Below are 22,871 nucleotides of genomic sequence, written 5' to 3'. Positions count from 1 at the left end.
AATCAGAAGACTATGTCAATGGTTTTTTTTGTATGTTGTCAGACCTTACTTTTTATAATGATTGAACATACTTCCGACCACTTCATACGGTTTTATATTCACTTTTTCCAACTCGTGTATCGGCAACCACAACGGAATATAACTCCCTCTATCTTTCTGTTTGAACTCTTCAGCTTTACCACTTCCGAAAACCCCATCTGTAATATGAGCATTAAAATAATACTCCGTACCTTTATGCTCCACTTTTATATGTACCCCTAATTCTTCATAAATTTCTCGCTTCGTTGCTTCTTCAGCTGTTTCTCCTTCTTCAATTCCTCCGCCTGGAAAAACATAATATGTTTCCCCTTCTCGAATACGTTTTATAAGAGCAATTTTCCCTTCCTGCACAATGATAGCCCCGCCGCGATTTCTTATCATTTTATTACCTCAATACGAATCGCAACTGTTCCCCACTTTTGTTCTTGTTCTTTCGTATATATTTTGTATGTACTTTCTAGCATTTCCTCTAAACCATCATTTTCACAATCCAATAATTTTTTATCAATTTGTTCGTACATTGTTTTAAAGCTTGCGTATCGTTTTATTTCCGTTACTTTTACAGTCATCGTTGCCGCTGTCGTAAGGTTCGTAAATACAATATTATCGCCTTGTTTTATAAGTTGACGTTTTTCATCGTATAAACGTACTTCATATACTTTTTTCCCTAATTGAATTGATTGAAAAAGTTTATTATATAGCCCCATTTCGTATATCATTCATTCCACTCCTTTTTTATTCATTGCGCCTACTACTATTTTTGTGCATTACCAATTCATACAACACAGTTCGACTTATTCCAAGTTGCATATAATGTTCCATATCCATTACTTGCTTTAGAGAGGATGCTAAATTTGTTATGTTATTTTTAAATCAAAAACCTGAATATAATAAATATGATATTGGTGATTATACTTATAGTAAAGTAGGTCCAACCATTTTTTCTTGGAATGATGAAACAAAATTAAAAATAGGTAAGTTTTGTTCATTAGGAGAAGAAGTCGTTTTTATACTTGGCGGTGAACATCGCGCAGACTGGATAACGACATACCCATTTAATGCATTTTTTAATGAAGGAGCACATATTACTGGTCATCCTTCTTCAAAAGGTGACATCATAGTCGGCAACGATGTATGGATTGGTTATCAATCCTGCATTTTATCTGGTGTTACAATTGGTAACGGAGCCATTATTGGGGCAAAGAGTGTTGTTACAAAAGACGTACCTCCATATGCAATTGTAGCTGGTAATCCTGCAAAATTTGTTCGATATCGTTTCCCGCAAGAAACGATTGACAAACTAGAGAGTCTAGCATGGTGGGACTGGGATATTTCTGTTATAAAAGGAGCTATTCCATTTCTACTCTCCAACAAAATTAACGAGTTTTTTACCTCGTCTGAAAATGAGTCTATATGATAAAACAAAAAGAGCATCCAATTCTTTCTAGATGCTCTTTTTGTTTTTATTTTTTATGTTGGTGCAACTGATTACACGGAGAACATTGAAATGGAATTTTATCTAAGCAATTAAAGTTTGTTTCACAAATTTGTTCGATCGTTGGGACGAATGGTATGACCACAATATTACTTTCTATTATTTGTGTAACAGGTGGTAACACTGTACCTACTTGATGTTCGAAGCGAATACTCGCTTGATTTATATAATTTCCTGAACCACTTGGCGCGCTCTGAACTACTACTTGGAACGAGACTGTGCTTGCTTCACCTGGATTTAAACTTCCTGTAAGAAATCCTGATACTGGATTTACATTTGGCACTAGCGTATTATCAACCTTTACACTTCCAAGAACAAATCGAACACTACTATCTAACATATCTTGAAAACGAATATTTTGTATGACAGTATCCCCCGTATTTGTAATAACTGTCGTAAACGTAATAACATCTCCAATTGTCGCTGTTTGATGATCCGCCGTTTTTACGACTGTCGTTGAGACATTTTGAGGAATAAACGGGATAACAACTGTATTGCTATCGCCTTCAACTACTACAGGCGGTTCATTTGGATTCACAATTGCAAGCCCACTCGCCGTAGCTGTATTTGTAACTAAGTTATTTATTTGCCCTCCTGTTATTACAACTTGGAAATTAATAATTGCTGCATCATTTGGCTGAAAATCACCTAACGGAATACCTGTATTCGGGTTGGCAAATGGAAAAGGTACATCATTTACCGTTACCGAGCCATTTATAAATAACGTATTCGGATCAATGATATCTGTTAAAACAATATTCGTCACAGGAACTGTACTATCATTTATAACAGCAATTCCGTAAGTGACAACATCTCCTACCATCGCTACTTCAAAATCCGCTCCTTTTGCAACAAATAAGATTGCCGTATTTACCGTCACTATAACTGTATTGCTCGTATCCATCACTGTAACTGGCGGTTCTCCTGGTACTAAAATATATTCTGCTAACGCCCCAGCAACGTTCACTACTGTACCACCATCTGGAAAACTTGTAATCGTAGCTTCATATGTTACAAGTGCCGTCTCACCGACTGGGATGTCTGGTATCGTAAATCCAGCCTGTGGATTTAACCCTGGTTGCGGAACTCCATTTATCGTTACACTATTTGGAACAAACTCAGCTTCCTGAGATAACACGTCTATAAATTGAACATTCATCGCATCAGCCGTACCAGTATTTAATATACGAACAGTATACGTTACCGTTTCTCCCACTCCAACAACCGAATTATCTACTTCTTTCAGCATATCTAAACTACCTCGATTTACTGGTGTGACTGTCGTATTACTTGAGTTCGTAATTGTAAACGGTGGTTCTCCTGGAATCAATTCGAAATCACCAGTTACTCTCGCTGTATTCATAATGCTACTAGAAGGCGGAATTGCGATTACATTTACTTCAAATGTAATTAATATACTGTCCCCTACTGCAAGATCAGGTAATGGAAAGCCTACAAAAGGATCTAAACCTACTTGCGGAATCCCATTTATTTGTACACTTCCTGGAACGAATTCTAAACTAGGTGATGGAACATCAATAAACTGAACATTTGTTGCAGCTACCGTTCCTGTATTCGTAACTTGCACACTATAAGTTAACGTATCTCCTAAACGTGTTGCTTGCTTATTTACGGTTTTTATAACATTAAATCGTCCTCTATTTACTCTTGTTATTGTCGTATTACTCGGCTCTGTTACTACAACCGGTGGCTCTCCTGGTACTAAAGTAAAGCTTCCTGTTATATTTGCAACGTTCGTAATGGTTCCTGATGACGGGATGTTTGTAACTGTCGCTTGAAACGTCACGATAACTGTTTCTCCAACTAGTATATCTCCTACTCCAAAGCCAGTAATCGGATTTAAGTTTGGTTGCGAAACTCCATTTACCGTTACACTACTCGATACAAATGACGCTCCTGCTGAAATTGTATCAATAAACTGAACATCATTTGCTGTTACTGTTCCTGTATTCGTTATTTGAACCGTATACGTTAATACATCTCCAACGAGAGTAGCTGCTCTATTTACTTGTTTAATAACAGTAAATCGTCCTCTATTTACAGTTGTGAGCGTCGTGTTACTTGGCTGATTCACTACAACTGGTGGTTCTCCTGGTACTAATATAAAACTTCCTGTAACATTTGCCGTATTGGCAATTGTTCCGTTTGATGGAACACTGACTACCGTTACTTGAAATGTAACTTCTACACTAGCTCCTGGGTTTATATCTGGAAGTGGGAATCCATTATTAGGATTCAATCCAGGTTGTGTTACACCGCCTATTGTTACACTGTTCGGCACGAATGTTATAGAGGAAGGTAATACATCACTATACTGAACATTCGTCGCTACCACTGTCCCTGTATTTTGAACTACTGTTGTATATGTGATTGTATCACCTACTGCAACGACCAGCTGACTCACTGATTTTAAAACATTCAAACCAGGCTCATTGATTTTTGTTAATGTCGTATTGCTTGTCGTTGTTTCCGTAATAGGCGGCTCTGTTTCACTTACAGCAAATGTAGCTGTAACGTCTACAAAGTTAACAACGGTTCCACCTTCCGGTATGCTCGTTACCATCTCTTGATATGTGACACGTGCAAAATTATCTACAGGTATATCTGGAACTGTAAAACCAATGAAAGGATCTAATCCTGGTGCCGGCACCCCGTTTATGCTCACACTTCCCGGTACAAATGCTACACCGGCGGAAGTAGTATCGATAAATTCAACATTGGTCGCTGCCACTGTACCGAAATTAAAGATTAATACATCATACGTTAAAATTTCTCCTACAGTGGCTATTTCTTTATCTACTAATTTTAATGGGAAAATCGAAGCTATATTAATCGTCGTAACGACTAAATTCGTTAATATCGTTTCCGTAATCGGTGGTTCCTGCGGATTTGGTTGTGAAGTAAATGTAACGTCTGCATCATTTAATATGACTTCATTATCTGGAATTTCTGTAATCGTCACTTGGAACGTCACAGCAATATTTGCACCTGCATTTAATAACGGGATAACCGGAAATCCTGTTTCTGGATTTAAACCAAGTTGCTGCACCCCGCCTATCGTTACACTATTTTCAACAAACGTCGTCCCTTCTGGAATGACATCTTGGAAGAGTACATCTGTAACAGGGATAATTCCTACATTTGTTATTAGCACTGTATACGTTAATACATCTCCAACAGCTCCTGAAGCAACGTCAACTGTTTTTACCGCTGTTACTTCACCAGGAGGAGGTAACGGTATCGTAACTACTGTCGTATTACTTGAATTGGTTGTTGTTACAGGGGGCTGTAAAGGATTTAATAAAAAAGTGGCTGTTGCAGATGCCGTGTTTAATACGGCTCCGCGCGTGGATGGCGCAACTACTGTTACTTGGAACGTTGCAGTCAATGATGTTCCAGCAGCGATATTAGGAAGCGTAAAACCTATATTTGGATCAAATCCAGGTTGAGGCGTTCCATTTATCGTTACGCTATTTGCTACAAATGTTGTTTCTGGAGCAATTGGATCAATGAAGGAAACATTCGTTGCTGTTACTGTGCCGTTATTTCGAATGACTACAGAATACGTGTAAGTCTCTCCAAGTGCAGCTTGTTGTACAGATGAAGATTTTTGTATATTTAATCGAGCAGTGTTTACTTGCGTCACAACGAAATTACTATTCGTAACAGTCGTTATTGGAGGGTTTGCTGGATTTATAAGAAAACTTGCAGTAACGTTCGATTGGTTTCTTATATTTCCACCGCTCGGAACACTCGTCACTGTAACTTGAAACGTAATCGTAGATGTTTGCCCGACCGGAATATTTGGTACTGGGAAACCTACCATAGGATTCGCGCCTTGCTGAACGACTCCGTTTATCGTCACACTATTTGCTACAAACGCAGCACCAGACGGAATTGGATCTTGAAAAATAATATTCGTTGCAGGAACAGTTCCTGTATTTTGAATAAGAATCGTATACGTTAACGTATCTCCTACTCCTGCTTGTGGTGTATTTACACTCTTCATTACATTAAGTGATCCTACATTCACTCGCGTCACAACAATGTTACTAATCGTTACAATTGTAACTGGTGGCTGGAGAGGACTTACTTGGAAATCAGCAGTTACATTCGCATTATTCGGAAGAACTCTATTTGGTGGTACACTCGTAATCGTCACTTGAAAAGTAACTGTTACCATCCCTCCTACCGGAATGTTAGCAAGTGGAAATCCAATTATTGGGCTTAAACCTGGCTGAGGCGTTCCATTTATCGTTACACTATTTACTACAAACGTTGTTCCAGATGGAATTGGATCAACGAATGATACATTTGTCGCTGCTACTGTTCCACTATTTTGTATACGAACTGTATACGTTAACGTATCTCCTACACCTGCTTCAGCAGCGCTTACACTTTTTATTACATTTAACCCTGAAGAATTCACCACTGTCATAACAGTATTACTTGGTACTGTTACAGTTATCGGTGGCTCTGTTGGATTTACAAGAAAATCTCCAGTTACATTCGCATTATTTACGACATTATTTCCTTGAGGAATTTCATCAATTAATACTTCAAACCCAACAATTACACTCGCACCAGTAGGCAAATTATTTAATGGGAATCCAAGTTCTGGATCTGCCCCTTCTTGTAAAACCCCATTAACAACTACACTGTTTTCAATAAATAATGTCCCTTGTGGAATTGAATCTTGAAAAAACACATTTGTAGCTGTTACACTACCTGCATTTATGATTTCAATTGTATATACTAAAACATCCCCTACCGTTGCAACATTCGTATTCACTGATTTCACAACTTCAAAGTTCCCTGATTGTACTGTTGTATTCACAACATTACTCGGAACATTGATTGTTACTGGTGGTTCACTCGGATTCACTTGAAAACTCGCTGTTACATTTGCTTGATTTAAAATATCTTCATTTTCTGGATCCTGTACAATTAATACGTCAAATGTGACTACAACTGTTTGAGCCGCAGGAATATTCGGAAGAGAGAATCCTGTATTCGGATTCAATCCACTTTGCGATACTCCATTAACGGTTACAGAATTTGCAACGAAAGAAACAGCGGAAGGAATAGGGTCTTGGAAAAATACATTTGTTAACGGAACGTTTCCTGTATTTTGAACGGCAATCGTGTACGTTAAAGTGTCCCCTACTGCCGCTTGTGTCGTATTCACTTCTTTTATTACATTTAAACCGCCTGTATTAACTTGCGTCACAACTGTATTCGTTTGTCTATTAATCGTCACTGGTGGTTGATTCGGAATAACGACGAAATTAGCAGATACATTTCCGCGATTCGCAATCGTGCCTCCGGATGGCGTAGATGTCACTCGGACTTGAAAACGCACTGTCCTACTTCCACCTGGAGAAATATTTGCTACCGCAAACCCAGTCGAAGGATTTGCTCCTGGTTGTGAAACCCCATCTACAGTCACACTATTTGCGATAAAAGTTGTTCCAATTGGAATTGGATCTTGAAAAATAACATTTGTCGCAAGTACATTTCCGGCATTCTCAATTGTAATAGTGTACGTAAGAACGTCATTCACTGTCGCAAAAGCTCTATCCACTGCTTTTCTCGTTCTTATATCAGCTACATTAATTGTAGTAAATACAGTGTTACTTGTCGCCTGTCCTGAAATTGGTTGTTGACCAGGTACTGGAGTAAAGTTAAATGTTACACTCGCACGATTTGGAATTGGATTTACAAGCGGATTAGATGTTACTCGAACTTGAAAACGCACTACAGTCGTTTGCGAAGCATTAATACTTCCTAGATTAATACTACTTGCTGGATTTGCTCCTGGACGTGCTACCCCATTTACCGTGACACTATTTGGAACAAATGTTGTGCCACCAGGGATACTATCAACAAAAACAACATTATTTGCAGTGACATTTCCATTATTCGTCACATTAACTGTGTATGTTAATACATCATTAAGGGTTGCTGTCTGTAAATCTACAGATTTTTGCATACTTATAGTTGCTTGATTCACTGTCGTTTGTACTGAATTTGAAGAAGACATACTTGTAATTGGTGGACTACCGACGAAAGGACGGAATTGATATGACACCATTGCGCGATTCGGAATAGGATTTGGGTTCGGAAACGATGTTATTCGCACTTGAAATGTAACAACTCTTTGCGCGTTAGTTGGGATTGTGCCTAAATTAATTCCATTAGCAGGGTTCGCATTCGGCTGTGTTACTCCACCTACCGTTACACTACCTGTAACAAACGTCGTTCCGTTCGGAATACTATCTTGTAATATAACATTTTCTGCACTTCCCGTACCTGTATTAGGAACTGTAATTGTGTAGGTAAGAATATCTCCAACTCCTGCAACTGTTCTATTGACCGATTTAACAGGATTAATAATTGGCCCCGTTGCATCAATTTGAACCCCAAAACCAGCTGCAGCATATCCATCTCCATTAGTAACGAATCGAACCGTTGCTGACGTTTGATTATTTACTAATGATGCAGAGGCATTTACATTTGTAATATCCCACCCTTGTCTTCGGACGGCTAAAGCTATCCCTAAAGGCTGATTCAAATCTCCAAACGTTCCAGTTGTATCTAACTCTCCAATATCGTTACAAACTTGTGACTGAAAAAAATTATTTGCGGGGTTTCTCGGGCCGGATAATGCAACTGTAGTATTTGCATTCGGTCCAAAGCGAAGTTGATCTCCAACAATGTTAGAATCACCTTCTTGAGCAGTTACGAGCACTCGCCCTGTTACAGCTCCTGTCGCTGGGGTAGCAAATCCTGAAATAATAGCATCCACTGGTGGTGATGAAGCATCGATAATTTCTTGACCTGCATAAACTGATAAATTCCGAAGTGGCAAACTGGCATTTTGATACACAACCTCAAGTGTCCAACCAGCCGAACGACTAATAGTTGGATCAAATGAAGTTCTTGCAGCTGGCACTGCACCTGTAGTATAAGTTCCTGCCCCGCCTGCACTAACAAGATTCGTTACATTGGCAGAGCGCGCATAATAAAACTGATTCCCTACTGAACCTTGCTGCGCAGTAGCAGGATCTGGCGTAACAGAAAAAGTCCCAGCCGGTGTTGTAAATGTAATATTATCATTTAAAAACGGTAAAACATCTTCCGTATCAGTCCGGAAAGTACCAGCCCAAACTAATTCTGCATATAACACACTACTTCCCGCTGGAAGATTTAAAATTGCACTTGAAGAATTCAACTGCCATTCATCTGTTGTCCCTGCTGGGAATCCTGGTACTTGCAACGCTGTATTTACTGTCGTAAACACAGCAAGTGTACCAAAAATATTACCTGGCGCAGGCGATGTAGGGCTTAGCCCTAACGTATTCCCAGTGAACGTGACGGCACCAGGTACTGTTGTTGTAAAACGATTTATAAAAGGCACACAATCATCTCATTTCAATTATAGTAAAAAGTGCTCTATACTATAAAATGTAGACAAACTATGCAATGTACTTTGTCCAACAAAATTCCGCACATACGAGAGGAGCTTACTACACTATGCGCTATGTTATCGTAACAGGAACTTCACAAGGTTTAGGTGAGGCAATTGCCGCGCAATTGTTAGAAGAAAACACAAGTATCATCTCTATTTCTAGAAGAGAAAATAAAGAACTTACGAAACTTGCACAGCAATATAACAGCAATTGTGTTTTCCACTCCTTAGATCTTCAAGATGTACATAATTTAGAAACGAACTTTAACGAAATCATTTCATCTATTCAAAAAGACACTGTATCATCTATTCATTTAATTAATAATGCTGGTACACTCGCACCGATGAAACCAATAGAAAAAGCTGAAAGTGAACTGCTCATTACGAACGTTCAAATTAATTTACTTGCACCGATGATTCTTACCTCCACTTTCATGAAACATACGAAAGACTGGAAAGTAGATAAACGTGTTATAAACATTTCATCTGGTGCAGGGAAAAATCCTTATTTCGGATGGGGTGCTTATTGCACGACGAAAGCTGGTGTAAATATGTTTACACAGTGCGTAGCAACCGAAGAAGTAGAAAAAGAATATCCAGTAAAAATCGTCTCTTTTGCACCTGGTGTTGTTGACACAAGTATGCAAGCACAAATCCGCGAAACAAATAAAGAAGACTTCATAAATTTAGACCGCTTCATCGCACTAAAAGAAGAAGGAAAACTACTGTCACCTGAATACGTTGCGAAAGCAATTCGTAGCTTACTAGAAACTGAGAATTTCCCGCAAGGTGAAGTCATTCGAATTGATGAATAACAAAAAGGCACGCTCTAATAGCGTGCCTTTTCATTTTATTTCTCTAAAAATATAAGTACAGACTCCGCAATTTGTTCATAACCAATTTCTTGATAAATTTTATTAGACGTAGGATTCGCTAGATCAGTATATAACGTAGTCGTCTTATATCCTTCATCTAACATACGTTGACTAAGTGCAGCGACACAACTAGATGCGTACCCTTTTTTCCGCGCTTCTTTCGGTGTATATACGAAATTAACTGTTATATTGTTTGTAGTCGGTCTCGTTTTTGCAGCTACAGAAACAAGCTTCCCATCTACATCTAAACCAAATAGACGACGGTTCGTAATTAATGTATGAGCGGTTTGTTTCGCTTCTTCTTTCGTAGTAGGAAGCCTTACATCTTCGCAAAATTGATAAATCCACTGTTCTATTAATGGTAGCTCATCACTACCTATTTCTCGAAAAGCCCCATCCTCGGTCCACTTCTTCTTAACTTGTTGTAATGCATACACACCTTGTTCCATTACAACATTCGTTTTCTTATTTTCTAACACGGCAATCTCTTCCGCTAATCTCTGTACAGTTTTCTTATTACCGATCAATCCAGGAACATTTGGATATACTTCTGCTAATCTTTTTGCAAGTTCCACAATTTCCTCTTCCATCATTTCAGACGTAGCAACAATGATTTGTTTCTTCTCTTCTGTTTGAAGAAATACAACTTTAATTTCTTCTCTTTGTTTTGCTACTCCCATAAATATCGGTTGTTGGACCATTTGTAATACACCTAATATGAGATTATTTTCCTGCTCATTCTTTTCTAAAAATGGTGTAACCTCTTCTTTAAAAGTAAGAATCTCTTCATATACATGTAATTGAATCATCGACAATCTCTTCTCTCTATTTATAGTTTCATTAAGTATTGGCGATTAATTCATTAAATCCCTCTTTTACGATTCAATACTATGCGAAGTTAACATATTCAAATCAGTTTCAGCTTGTAAAATTCTCTGTTTTTCTTTTTCAAATACCTCTTCTTCTTTTTGAAATGATTCTTTTCGATTTTTAATCATGCGCTCCATTTCTTTTTTACTCGGTCCACCGTATACATTTCTTTTTTGTATAAAAGCTTCTGGTAATACAATTTCTTCCCACTCTTTTTCTAATAATTTTATTTTAAATTTTTCTTGTAAGTATATATTTATATCTTTGAAATGTAATTCATGTAGCTCCTTTTTCTGCTCCAATGACATATTCGCAATAACACTCGCTGCATGATGCGCATGCCGAAATGGAATGCTATAGTTTTTTGTTAAAACATCTGCGAAATCAGTTATCGTAATTGCATGTTTATAAGAACGACTCTTCAACGTTTCTTCTTCTACTTTCATTGTTCGAATAACTGCATTCATAATACAAAAAACACGAATGGTCTTTTCAATTCCTTTATATAAATACGGCTGCAAATCATCTTCTGTATCGACAATATCACCAAATGGTGTATTATGAATCATTTGAAATACTGTAAATGCTTCTCCTAAAGCGCTACTCGTAATCGCACGGGCATGTTCAATGGAAACTGGATTTCGCTTTTGCGGCATAATGCTACTTATTTGTACATATGGCTTTGCAACAGTAATACCACCATATTCTTTCGTCGCTAATAGTAAAAAGTCATGAATCCATCTACTCGTATTCGTCATAATTACCATAAGTAACGAGCTAACTTCTAATAAATAATCCGCTCCAGCAACAGCATCATATGAGTTCTCAATTACATTTGTAAACCCAAGTAAATTGGCAACTCGCTCTCGTTTAATTGGGAAACTTGTTGTAGAAAGAGCGGCGGCTCCCATTGGAGACTGATTTAAAAGTTTGTACGTTCGTTTCATTCGTTCTAAATCTCTTTGCATCGTATCATAAATCGCTAACGTATAATGACCAAATGTTGTGGGCTGTGCTGGTTGTGTATGTGTATAAGCTGGCATAATCGTTTCCTTATGATCATCGGCAAGTTGTAATATACTTTCTTGCAATAATAAATGATGTTCCATTAATCGTAATACATATCGTCTTAAACTCATGCGATACATCGTTACACCCATATCATTTCTACTTCTACCAATATGCATATTACTTACAAAATCGCTTTTCGCTTCTTGAGAAATTAAATGTTCCACTAAAAAAAAGAGATCTTCATGCCGCTCTGTATAAAGCAATTGCTCTTCTGGAATTCCCTCTACCTTTTTTAATGCGTGTAGTATAACTTTAGCTTCTTCCTTTTTCATTAAATTTTCTTCAGTCAGCATCGTGATATGTGCTTTATGCACTTGAAACATATCTTTCAATAAGTAATTTCGCTGAAAATGAAATACATGTTGTAATACGCAATCTACATATGTTTTTCCAGGGAAATCAGCGCCTTCACTCTTTATAAACTCTTCTTTACTTTGTTTCATCACCTTTTCCCCTCTCACCTAAGTATTACTACCCATCATACCCAGAGATGGCGAAAAAGTGCTTGTACATAAAGTGAAACTTTAATCAGTGGGGGTTTTCTTCATCCCCCACTGATTATTAGTTGAACCAATCGGACTTTTAGGGGCAGTTGATCCCCCACCTAACTTCTTTGCTTTCGCTGAATTTTGAGGTGAGGGTCTTACTGCCCATTAAAGCGGGATAAAAATAAACTCGGTGCTCTCTGCACCGAGTTTACTTAATAAAAGTCGCATCATACTTATCACTTTGCAGCACTTGGAAATGTAAGTTCGCTAAATGTTTCCGTATTTCTGCACTGTCGTCCTCATTTAAATTATTTGCTAAAAACACTATTTCTGTACAATTCCCGCGTTTATCCATCGCATAAACTGCTTTTGTAACTGTCCATGGCGTATAGCCATTTTTTTGCCCTGCATGTCTAAATGTTTTACGATATTTTTTAGCACTCATATCTGTTTCAACGATATTCGCCCACACTTTTTCTTCGGCTTCTGTTAGGCCACCTTTATGATTTGCCTTTTGAAGCAGTACCATATAATCGTTTGCAGAAGCTGCTGGTAATCGATCTGACCAAATTTTATCGTAACGTTCCTCTAAATAAAGAGGAATTTCCTTCTGTAATAATGGTCCCTTCTTCTTTAAGCGTTCATGTATAATCATCGCATATTCACGATATTGCTCTTGAGACATCTCTTTTAACTTTTTCTCTATTTTATATTTCGGAACATGTAATTCTTTATGCAAATATCCAGGGATGTATAAAGATGAAACAATCGGAAATAGCGGCTGATGTGCTGGAAGCGATAAACTTTGTAAATTACGATTAATATTATCTAATCCTAACACTTCCATCAAATATTCAGCATTCGCATTCGAACTAAACTTAACCATTCCTTTTGCCACTTCTTCTAAAGAAACTGCCCCTTCTGTTATCTTGTCTGTCTTTTGCAAATACCTTTGCCATCTATCTTGCGCACCGCCATCTGTATTCGGCACATAATAACGATTTATATCATTAATGGAAACGAAACTAGACGGATCAATTTTCCCTTCCGTAACTTGTTTCGTATATTCAAGCGCCACAATTAACTTCATCGTACTAGCAACTGGCAATACAACATTTGGATTTACAGAATAAACAACTTTATCATTTCTCTTCACGAGAAGCGCACTATTTTTTTCATCTTTATGTTCTTCAATAAAGGATGCGATATACTGTGCATCATCATTATTTGAACTCCACACTTTTTTCACTAAAAAATTACCCGATATTAGCAAAACGAAAATACCCACAATCACTGCGCATACTATAGTTTTTTTCAAGTAAAATTCCTCTCCTATTGTATAACTCTTCTCTATCTATCTCTTTCAAACAAAATAATGGAGATGATTATTTTAGTAATCATCTCCATTATTTTAACTTGTATTCTCCTATTATGTCTACGTCATAATTTTCACGAAGTCTTCGAGAAATTTTTTATAATGTAATGACCAACCAATTCGCACCCAATTCTTTAAGGATTTTGCATCAGGTTGAGGACGAAAATCAGCAATACTTTCTCCTTTTGCAATCCCTACTGTATCTACATCGACACGGCGGTATACATAGTCCAAAATAGACGGATTTGCCGCAACCATCATTGTGACAACGTCATGCACTGGACTTCCTTTTATTTTCGGATTTAGCTTTCTATAAGCTTTATAATAATACGTAAAAATCGGTTCAATTAATTTATTAAAATTCGTTTTAGAATGTTTCGTAATGTAATTCACCATTTCTGGCGTAATAATTGCTTCAGATGTAACGTTAAGTGGCACTAATGTCACATTCTTGGCGTTTTGCATAACTAATTGTGACGCAATCGGATCACCATGAAAATTCGCCTCTGCAACTGGTGTAACATTTCCAGGCATTAAGAAAGAACCACCCATTATATAATATTCTTTCACATACTTCATCATCGGCTTTTGCAAAATAAACGCTGTCGCAAGTGTCGTTGACCTGCCAGCATCGACAATGATTAATTCTCCTTTATATTTTTCAAGAATATCAAAAAACTCACAAAAAGGCTTTATATTCGGAGAAAGATTTTTCGGAGGACGAATTGGTCCTAAACCTTCTGCCCCGTGAATTTCCGGATAGTATGTTGTAATATCTCCAGATAAAGGAATCTTCGCACCATTAATAACCGGTATATCTTCCCTTCCTGCTAATTGTAATAAATATGCTGCATTACTCGTCGCCTTTTCTTGCGTTACATTTCCATATCCCGTTACTACGCCGACAATATCAATATCAGGATGCAACAATCCATACATAATTGCTAAAGAGTCATCAATTCCTGGGTCTCCCAAAAATAATACTTTTTTCATCGACCTCAACTCCATCCCCTCAATTGTTATTAATTTATGAATAACAATAGGTATACAGAATAAAAAGAACAAATTCATACGAAAAAACGCAGTCCTATAAGGACTACGTTTTTTCACTAACCTATACTGTTTTTCTTCGCAGCACTCATACTTCCAATGATATAAGCTATAAACGCAAAACAAATTGGGAAGACAACTGTATGTATACCGAACGGATTTGGATAGAAAAGATGAATACACATATATGAGCCTACCCCAACTAAAATAGAGGCAAGCGCTCCTGTTGCATTTCCTTTTCTCCAATATAACCCTAATACTATTGGCCAAATGAATGCTGCTTCTAAACCACCGAAAGAAAATAAATTTAACCATATTAAAAAATCTGGTGGTTTAATTGCTGCTGCATAAACGAGCAGCCCTACGATACCAGTAATCCACAAACTTCCTTTTCTAATCGTACTGTCTGCTGCATCTTTATTTATGTAATTTACGTATATGTCTTTAATAATTGATGAACTTACAAGTAACAATAACGAGTTTACTGTAGACATAATTGCTGCCATTGGCGCAGCTAAGAAAACTCCAGCTAGCCAAGGTGGCAACACTTCCATCGCGAGTAGCGGCATGACTTTATCCGGTACCGTTATCCCCGGAAGTACGACTCGCGCAAATACACCTGTTAAATGCATACCAATCATAATTGTACCTACAACAACCGTTCCAATTATTAACGCTTGGTGCATAGCTTTTGAATTTTTATAAGACATGGCACGCACGCTAATTTGCGGTAACCCAACAACACCAATTCCAATTAAAATCCAAAATGATGTCACATATGATTTCGTTAAACTACCATCCGCTCCGAATGGTGTAATTAAATTTGGATTGATTTGAATAAGCTCCTGCATAATCTTTTCAATTCCACCACCAGCAATGACAGTAGCAATTAAAATAATTGTCGTTCCAACTAACATAATGATTCCTAATAACGTATCTGATAAAGCAACTGCACGAAATCCACCAATTAATACGTACACAAGTACAGAAAAAGTAAATAAAAATAGTGCTGTTGTATAAGATAGACCCGTTAGTGATTCAATTAATCGGCCACCGCCGACCCATTGAGCTACTGTTGCTGAAAATAAGAAGATAATAATACATAACGCAGAAAGTATAACAACTGCTTTATTATTGTATCTTCCCTTTAAATAATCGATAAGAGTAATGGCTTCCATCTTCCTAGCGATAATTGCAAACTTTTTACCGATAACCGTTAAAACGATATACCCTGTTACAACTTGAATCGCAGATAATAATACCCATCCGAGGCCCATATTGTACGCAATACCTGGACCACCAATAAAGCTACTAGCACTACCGTACGTAGCAATCATTGTCATCGCTAATAATAAACCGCCAAGTTCACGCCCACCAAGAAAATATTCTTGTAAAAATTTATTATTAGCAGTCGCTTGTACGCGTCTTGAAGCATATACACCAATTAAAAATACAACGATAAACGAAATTATCATTGGAATGATTACATACCAATTCATCTATTATTCCTCACTTTTTTCTTCCTCATCGAGTGAAATATCTTGAAATACAAAACGAACAACTAAACTAAGTAAAATAACCATAACGATAAATCCAACGATACAGCTATAAAAAAACCATGCTGGAAAACCGAATACATATGTATATTCACTTGGATTTTTACTACCAAGCCCATAAGCAAATCCGTACCATATTATAAAATTGATAATAGCAAGTCCAAGACCAATTAACGCTTCTCTATGGGCAATTCGAAAGCGTGGATCATCATGATAATTCTTCATTTTCTCCCTCCTCTCACGATGTATTATTGTACCATTGTTCTTCTAGTTTTTCCTACTAGAAAGCAAAAACAAGCAGGATTTTTTATAATCATATAGAAGTTCCTCTTACATTACATATTTTTTACAATTGTAACACAAATGAAATTTGAATTTTCAGTATTTGTTAATTATGATTAAAATTAGAGGCTTTCCATCTAGTTCCCACATCCTTGATTTCGGAATAAACGCCGTCTCGTACTGCGTTTACATTATATTTTCAAGGGGGTTATACAATGAGTCAACTAGCTGTAAATCTTCATGAAAAGGTAGAAAAGTTTCTTCAAGGTACAAAAAAGTTATATGTGAATGGATCTTTCGTTGAAAGCGCTTCCGGAAAAACATTTAAAACACCTAACCCAGCAACCGGCGAAACACTTGCCGTCGTTTCTGAGGCTGGTCGAGAAGATATTCATAAAGCTGTCGTTGCAGCTCGCATGGCTTTCGACGAAGGTCCTTGGTCTCGCATGAGCACTGCTGAGCGAAGCCGTCTTATGTACAAGTTAGCTGATTTAATGGAAGAACATAAAGAAGAGCTTGCACAGCTCGAAACATTAGATAACGGAAAGCCAATCCGTGAAACAATGGCAGCAGACATACCACTTGCAATTGAACATATGCGCTATTATGCTGGCTGGGCTACGAAAATCGTCGGTCAAACAATTCCTGTTTCTGGTAATTTCTTTAACTATACACGCCATGAGGCTGTTGGTGTCGTCGGTCAAATTATTCCTTGGAACTTCCCACTTCTTATGGCAATGTGGAAAATGGGAGCAGCGCTTGCTACAGGATGTACAATCGTTTTAAAACCTGCAGAGCAAACTCCACTATCCGCTCTATACTTAGCTGAATTAATTGAAGAAGCTGGATTCCCGAAAGGTGTTATTAATATCGTTCCTGGATTCGGTGAATCAGCTGGACAAGCTCTCGTTAATCATCCACTCGTTGATAAAATTGCATTTACTGGTTCTACTCCAGTCGGTAAACAAATTATGCGACAAGCATCTGAATCATTAAAACGCGTTACACTTGAGTTAGGCGGTAAATCACCAAATATCATCTTGCCAGATGCTGATTTATCTCGCGCGATTCCTGGTGCACTTTCTGGTGTTATGTTTAACCAAGGACAAGTATGCTCTGCTGGATCACGCTTATTTGTTCCGAAGAAAATGTATGATAATGTCATGGCTGATCTCGTCCTCTATTCTAAAAAACTAAATCAAGGTGTCGGTCTTAACCCTGAAACAACAATCGGTCCTCTCGTTTCCGAAGAACAACAAAAACGTGTAATGGGCTACATTGAAAAAGGGATTGAAGAAGGCGCTGAAGTACTTTGCGGAGGAGGCAATCCATTCGATCAAGGCTACTTCGTTTCTCCTACAGTATTCGCTGACGTAAATGACGAAATGACCATCGCAAAAGAAGAAATTTTCGGTCCAGTTATTTCTGCAATACCTTTTAACGATATTGATGAAGTAATTGAACGTGCAAATAAATCACAATTCGGCTTAGCGGCTGGTGTGTGGACAGAAAATGTTAAAACAGCACATTATGTTGCAAGTAAAGTACGTGCTGGTACAGTATGGGTAAACTGTTATAACGTCTTTGATGCAGCATCTCCATTCGGAGGATTTAAACAATCTGGTCTTGGTCGTGAAATGGGATCTTACGCATTAAATAACTATACAGAAGTGAAGAGTGTTTGGCTCAACTTAAATTAACGAAAAAAAAACCTGGCCTATCCGGTCAGGTTCTTTTCATTATGTATTCATTTAAACTTGCAATCCCCCGCTCACATTTAATACTTCTCCTGTAATATAGGATGCGTACTCTGATGCTAAAAAGGCCGCTGCGTTCGCAATATCTTCTGGCGTTCCAATTCTACCAACCGGAATCGCGCCAACCATCTTTTCTTTCACTTTATCTGGTATCGTTTTTGTCATATCTGTATCCATAAATCCTGGGCAAATCGCGTTACACGTAATGCCGAAACTTCCAACTTCTTTCGCTGCCGTTTTCGTTAAACCTACAACGCCTGCCTTCGTAGCCGCATAATTCGCTTGACCTATGTTTCCTTCTTTACTAATTGAAGATATATTAATAATGCGTCCATACCCTTGTTGTCTCATGTAAAGAAGTGCTGGCTGCATACAATAAAAAACACCTGTTAAATTTACTTGCAGTACTTGTTCCCATTCCGGTTTCTCCATTTTATGTAACATAGCATCTCGCGTAATTCCTGCATTATTTACTAAAATGTGCAGTGTACCAAATGTTTGGACAGCGTATTCAATTAAGGACTTCGCATCATTTTGATTACTCACATCACAACGATACTGCTTCACTTCATATCCTTCATCTGATAACTCACGTGTCGTTTTTTGTAGCTTCTCTTCATTTACATCGCTAATTAATACTTTAGCCCCTAGTTTTGCATAAACCCTTGCAATCTCTTTTCCAATTCCCTGTGCAGCTCCTGTTACTACAGCCGTTTTCCCATTTAAAAACTCCATCCCTATCCCCCATTTCTATTACTTATACTGTATATTTCGGCTCTTTGCTTCCCAATTCCTCTTTGTATAAAAAAGTCTATTTGTGTCAAACTAACTTTGCAACGTCGCATAAAACACAAGGAGATTGTGTCGAATGAACAAAAAAAATTTCAAGCAAAACAAAGCTGCTGATGGCATTGATGTTGAGTTCTCTCGTGAACTCGCTGACCACGATGACTTAGAAGCAAACACACGTGCAAATGCCGCTGATGCACGTCAAAAACGCCAGTCAATAGAAAAATAAGGAACGCACAACCTTATTCTTTTCAACAGGGACCTACTACCCAATAAAATAAACCGAGAGATATCCTCTCGGTTTATTTTCTATATTTTTTTATATAATGTGCCAAAGTAAGTAGCGGATATATATATGCATAGCTATGATAACGAATATAAAACCCACCTGGTAAACCTGTTCCGGTAGGATAGTGTTCATTATCATCAGGATTCGCAAGCAAATATGAAATACCTTTTCGAATAGCTGGTGTTTCTTCATCATGGTAAGAAATGAGAGCATCTAACGCCCATGCTGTTTGGGATGGTGTACTAAATGGTAAAGTAACGAACCTTTTTTCCACGCTACTGTGGCACGATTCCCCCCACCCACCATCTTCATGCTGTATATGTTCCAGCCATAAAGCTGCTCTTTTCATTGATGGATTGCTAGATGGAATTCCGAGTGACCGTAAACCAGTCATAACAGCCCACGTACCATATATATAACAAATCCCCCATTTCCCATACCATGATCCATTTTCCTCTTGCACATTCATTAACCAATTTATCGCACTTTGTTTTTGTTTCTCAGGCAATTCATTTTGCGCGTATGTCCCGAAAAGCTCTAACACTCTTCCTGTAATATCTGGTGTGGAAGGATCTGTAATCATATCGCTTGCATTTTCGATTGGTAAATTTGCTAATAAATTGCTCGTCACACCTTTTTCAAACGCTCCCCAGCCACCATCATTATTTTGTAATCCTTTAACCCAATTGACCCCTTTCTTCCAAGCATTATCTACATTTTCGTTCCCTCTACTTCTTGCCAACGCTCTTAGCACAGCTGTTGTATCATCGACATCTGGAATTGTCGTATTCACATCCGAAAAACCCCAACCGCCTGGAGTCAGCGCCGGAGCATGTACGCTCCAATCAGCTTTTTTGGTATGCTGTTTTTTTAATACATACGCTGCTGCATGTTGAATCATCTTATTATCTTTCGAAGCGTGGGCCTCTTGTAACGTATAGCTGAGTAAAGCCGTATCCCATACAGTTGAAGGAGAATTTTGCAAATGATTCCCTCTTTCCATCTTCCATATATAAGATGTTATCCCTGCTATAGCTTTTTGAATCATTGATGATTGAAGAGAATGTCCTAACGCGAGTAAAGCATAAATCATATAAAATGAGGCAGTTGCGTAACTATATAACGTTCCATTTTCATCGATACGCTCTTTCATAAAACGTTCGACTTCCTCATATCCTTTATGGTGTAAAGAAAGTGGATACGATATGATTTGTTTTACATCACTTAATAACGTTTGAAACAACGGAGACCGCTCCTCCCGAAACCATTTCCCGCCCCCGCCTGCGATATGATTTAAATTTGGCAGTAACTTTTTTCCTACTCGAAATCTTTTATTTAAACAAACCATCATCGGAATTAAATGGATACGTGCTGAGCTACTCAATTCAAATATACTGAGGGGTGAATCATTTTGCAGAAACATAATCGGTGTTGGCAAATGAAAGAGCGAAGGGTATTCATATTCTCCATGAATTGCTAATAAAAACTTCGTCATAAAATGAGCACGCGCCACGCCTCCACGTTCCTTAATAAACATTTCGGCTCGCCTCATATTCGCATCTTCTTTTGTATATTTTTTTGAAGCTAGTAAGGCAGCATAAGATTGAATTGTAGCAGATAAATTACCACCCACTTCATCTTCATACAATTTCCATGTTCCTTCATTTGTTTGAAGTGATGCTAATCTTTTTACAAACGGTTCTATCTCTTTATCTCTACCTAATAATTTTAATAAAAAAATCATATGGCAATCTGTTAATGGTGCTCCTTCAAAGCAAAACTGCCACGTACCATCTTGCCGTTGCATCGTTTGAAGTGCAGTTGTTCTTCTCGCTATTTCTTCATGCACTTTTTCATATAATAACAAGTTACTCACCCACCCTTTCGAAATCCGTATAACGATATTCAAAAAGGTAGCTAAATATGTATGAAAACAAAGAAAAACAGAACATATAAAATGTTCTGCTCATAAGCAATATCCCACTCCGACAATAATCCCTACTAAAGCACCGACTACTACTTCATACGGTGTATGCCCGACAAGTTCATTTAACTTCTTATATTCTGTTTGTCTACCGTGAAAGAACTCATTCAATATTTTCGCTTGTTTACTAACTGCAAGTCTTACTCCTGAAGCATCATACATAACAATTATTGCAAAGATAGCAGCAATAGCAAATAAGGTACTTTCCACACCTTCTACAACGCCAACACCTGTCGCAAGTGCTGTAACAGTTGAAGCATGAGAACTCGGCATCCCACCTGAAGCGAAAAACTTTGCAAAATCAAATTCACCCGTTTTGAATAATTTAAAGACTACTTTCGTTAATTGTGCTAGAAACCATGAAATTACAGCGGCCATAAGCGGATCATTATGTAAAATTGTTTCCACGTTCTCAGCTCCCTACTGACTATAATGGAAATCTATATAGTATCAGTATAAAGAAAAATGCGTAGAAAATACTACGCATTATGATACTTTTGCTGATTTATTTTTTATAAATTTCGGTTGTTTCTGCACTAAAAACTTTGTTTTCGCTATTGAAAACACAAATAATGCAACCCATATACAGAAAAATGCCATCATATGAGTAGATGTGAAATGTTCACCAAATACGAATACACCTAAAATTAAACTAATCGTTGGTGCAATATATTGTAAAAATCCTACCATATAAAGCGGAATAAGTTGTGCTCCTTTTGCAAAATAAAAAAGTGGTAAAGCTGTAACAATGCCCGCTCCTATTAATAGTAACGTCGATGACATGGAAATAGATCCAAATGAACCGAATCCATGCGCTCCTGTCATAACGAGATAGATAATCGCAAACGGCGTCACTAACATCGTTTCCATCGTAAGACCAATTGTCGCATCATAGTTTAACAATTTTTTTGTTAATCCGTATAATCCAAATGAAAAGGCAAGTGATAAAGAAACCCACGGAATAGATCCGAAACGGACTGTTAAAATGATAACCCCTATTCCAGCTAAACCAACTGCAACATATTGCCAAAAGTTTAACTTTTCCTTTAAAACGACTGTACCAAGTAAAATACTAATAAGCGGATTAATATAATATCCAAGACTTGCTTCAATGACATGATTATGATTAACGGCCCATATGTAGACAAACCAGTTTCCGCTAATCAAGACTGAAGCTATTGTTAATGACATTAATAATTTAGGTCGTTTAAAAAGATTCACGAACTCCCCAATAAACTGACGAAATCTCTTCGTAACACCTAATACAAGTAACATAAAAACGAACGCCCAAACGATGCGGTGTGCTAATATTTCATCTGCTGGAACTTCCTCAACCCATTTCCAATAGATTGGTAGGATTCCCCACATCGTATAAGCACCAGCCGCATATATAATTCCTTTTTTTTGCTGTGCTGATTGACTCCCCATCTTCCTTTTTCTCCTCTTCTCATTTTTCTCC

17 protein-coding genes are annotated in these 22,871 nt (G+C 37.6%); 4 read left to right on the top strand and 13 right to left on the bottom strand.

Annotated elements, in window-relative coordinates; all coding sequences use genetic code 11:
* Positions 1–45: 45 nt before the first annotated feature.
* Positions 46–420, bottom strand: coding sequence for an NUDIX hydrolase (locus QCI46_RS09945; protein ID WP_353840087.1), 375 nt, complete (start codon positions 418–420; stop codon positions 46–48).
* Positions 417–758: an ASCH domain-containing protein gene (locus QCI46_RS09940; RefSeq protein ID WP_353840086.1), complete on the bottom strand. Its 342-nt coding sequence runs from the start codon at positions 756–758 to the stop codon at positions 417–419. Before QCI46_RS09940 ends, QCI46_RS09945 begins: the two co-directional genes overlap by 4 nt.
* A gap of 140 nt (positions 759–898) precedes the next feature.
* Between QCI46_RS09940 and QCI46_RS09935 the strand changes: the two genes are divergently transcribed.
* On the top strand, positions 899–1,456 hold the full coding sequence (locus tag QCI46_RS09935; RefSeq protein ID WP_353840085.1) for a CatB-related O-acetyltransferase: 558 nt from the start codon (positions 899–901) through the stop codon (positions 1,454–1,456).
* 46 nt (positions 1,457–1,502) lie between these two features.
* On the opposite strand, the gene QCI46_RS09930 is transcribed toward QCI46_RS09935, so the two are convergent.
* The gene (locus QCI46_RS09930; protein WP_353840084.1) at positions 1,503–8,975 is read right to left on the bottom strand and encodes a DUF7507 domain-containing protein; all 7,473 of its coding nucleotides are present in this window, start codon (positions 8,973–8,975) and stop codon (positions 1,503–1,505) included.
* Between the two features lie 116 nt (positions 8,976–9,091).
* On the opposite strand from QCI46_RS09930, the gene QCI46_RS09925 reads away from it, so the two are divergent.
* Positions 9,092–9,841: a (S)-benzoin forming benzil reductase gene (locus QCI46_RS09925; RefSeq protein ID WP_075311528.1), complete on the top strand. Its 750-nt coding sequence runs from the start codon at positions 9,092–9,094 to the stop codon at positions 9,839–9,841.
* Between the two features lie 35 nt (positions 9,842–9,876).
* Here the strand turns inward: QCI46_RS09925 and QCI46_RS09920 are convergent, their stop codons facing one another.
* From QCI46_RS09920 to QCI46_RS09895, 6 genes are all read right to left on the bottom strand, one after another.
* Entirely contained in the window at positions 9,877–10,710 is an 834-nt protein-coding gene (locus QCI46_RS09920) for a GNAT family N-acetyltransferase (protein ID WP_353840083.1), read from the bottom strand.
* A 66-nt stretch (positions 10,711–10,776) separates the two neighbouring features.
* Positions 10,777–12,303: an argininosuccinate lyase gene (gene argH / locus QCI46_RS09915; RefSeq protein ID WP_353840082.1), complete on the bottom strand. Its 1,527-nt coding sequence runs from the start codon at positions 12,301–12,303 to the stop codon at positions 10,777–10,779.
* A gap of 235 nt (positions 12,304–12,538) precedes the next feature.
* Positions 12,539–13,648 (bottom strand): serine hydrolase, encoded by a 1,110-nt coding sequence (locus QCI46_RS09910; RefSeq protein WP_087982182.1) that lies wholly within the window; start codon positions 13,646–13,648, stop codon positions 12,539–12,541.
* 117 nt (positions 13,649–13,765) lie between these two features.
* Positions 13,766–14,776, bottom strand: coding sequence for a nucleoside hydrolase (locus QCI46_RS09905; protein WP_483299015.1), 1,011 nt, complete (start codon positions 14,774–14,776; stop codon positions 13,766–13,768).
* A 38-nt stretch (positions 14,777–14,814) separates the two neighbouring features.
* Positions 14,815–16,254, bottom strand: a complete 1,440-nt coding sequence (gene panF, locus QCI46_RS09900; protein ID WP_075311538.1) for a sodium/pantothenate symporter — start codon at positions 16,252–16,254, stop codon at positions 14,815–14,817.
* 3 nt (positions 16,255–16,257) lie between these two features.
* A complete protein-coding gene (locus QCI46_RS09895; protein ID WP_000800722.1) occupies positions 16,258–16,536 on the bottom strand; it encodes a YhdT family protein in 279 nt (92 codons plus the stop codon).
* A 272-nt stretch (positions 16,537–16,808) separates the two neighbouring features.
* Here QCI46_RS09895 and dhaS point away from each other — a divergent pair, with 272 nt between their 5' ends.
* Positions 16,809–18,293: an aldehyde dehydrogenase DhaS gene (gene dhaS / locus QCI46_RS09890; protein WP_353840081.1), complete on the top strand. Its 1,485-nt coding sequence runs from the start codon at positions 16,809–16,811 to the stop codon at positions 18,291–18,293.
* 51 nt (positions 18,294–18,344) lie between these two features.
* On the opposite strand, the gene fabG is transcribed toward dhaS, so the two are convergent.
* Positions 18,345–19,085 carry a 3-oxoacyl-ACP reductase FabG gene (gene fabG / locus QCI46_RS09885; RefSeq protein WP_353840080.1) on the bottom strand — a complete coding sequence of 247 codons (741 nt, stop codon included), beginning with the start codon at positions 19,083–19,085 and terminating at the stop codon, positions 18,345–18,347.
* 133 nt (positions 19,086–19,218) lie between these two features.
* Here fabG and QCI46_RS09880 point away from each other — a divergent pair, with 133 nt between their 5' ends.
* Positions 19,219–19,368, top strand: a complete 150-nt coding sequence (locus QCI46_RS09880) for a YfhD family protein (RefSeq protein ID WP_137035771.1) — start codon at positions 19,219–19,221, stop codon at positions 19,366–19,368.
* Between the two features lie 73 nt (positions 19,369–19,441).
* Here QCI46_RS09880 and QCI46_RS09875 read toward each other — a convergent pair whose 3' ends face one another.
* The 3 genes from QCI46_RS09875 to rarD form a co-directional block, all read right to left on the bottom strand.
* A complete protein-coding gene (locus QCI46_RS09875) occupies positions 19,442–21,295 on the bottom strand; it encodes a terpene cyclase/mutase family protein (protein WP_075311542.1) in 1,854 nt (617 codons plus the stop codon).
* Positions 21,296–21,394: 99 nt separating this feature from the next.
* Complete coding sequence (locus tag QCI46_RS09870; protein ID WP_000447816.1) at positions 21,395–21,820, bottom strand: divergent PAP2 family protein; 426 nt, start codon at positions 21,818–21,820, stop codon at positions 21,395–21,397.
* Positions 21,821–21,898: 78 nt separating this feature from the next.
* Positions 21,899–22,840 carry an EamA family transporter RarD gene (rarD, locus tag QCI46_RS09865; protein WP_000535553.1) on the bottom strand — a complete coding sequence of 314 codons (942 nt, stop codon included), beginning with the start codon at positions 22,838–22,840 and terminating at the stop codon, positions 21,899–21,901.
* Between the last annotated feature and the right edge of the window lie 31 nt (positions 22,841–22,871).

It is taken from the genome of Bacillus cereus group sp. RP32 (assembly GCF_040459735.1).
GTDB classification, from domain to species: domain Bacteria; phylum Bacillota; class Bacilli; order Bacillales; family Bacillaceae_G; genus Bacillus_A; species Bacillus_A wiedmannii.
Note: the sequence above shows the minus strand (reverse complement) of the source record. Positions and strands in the feature narration are given on the sequence as shown.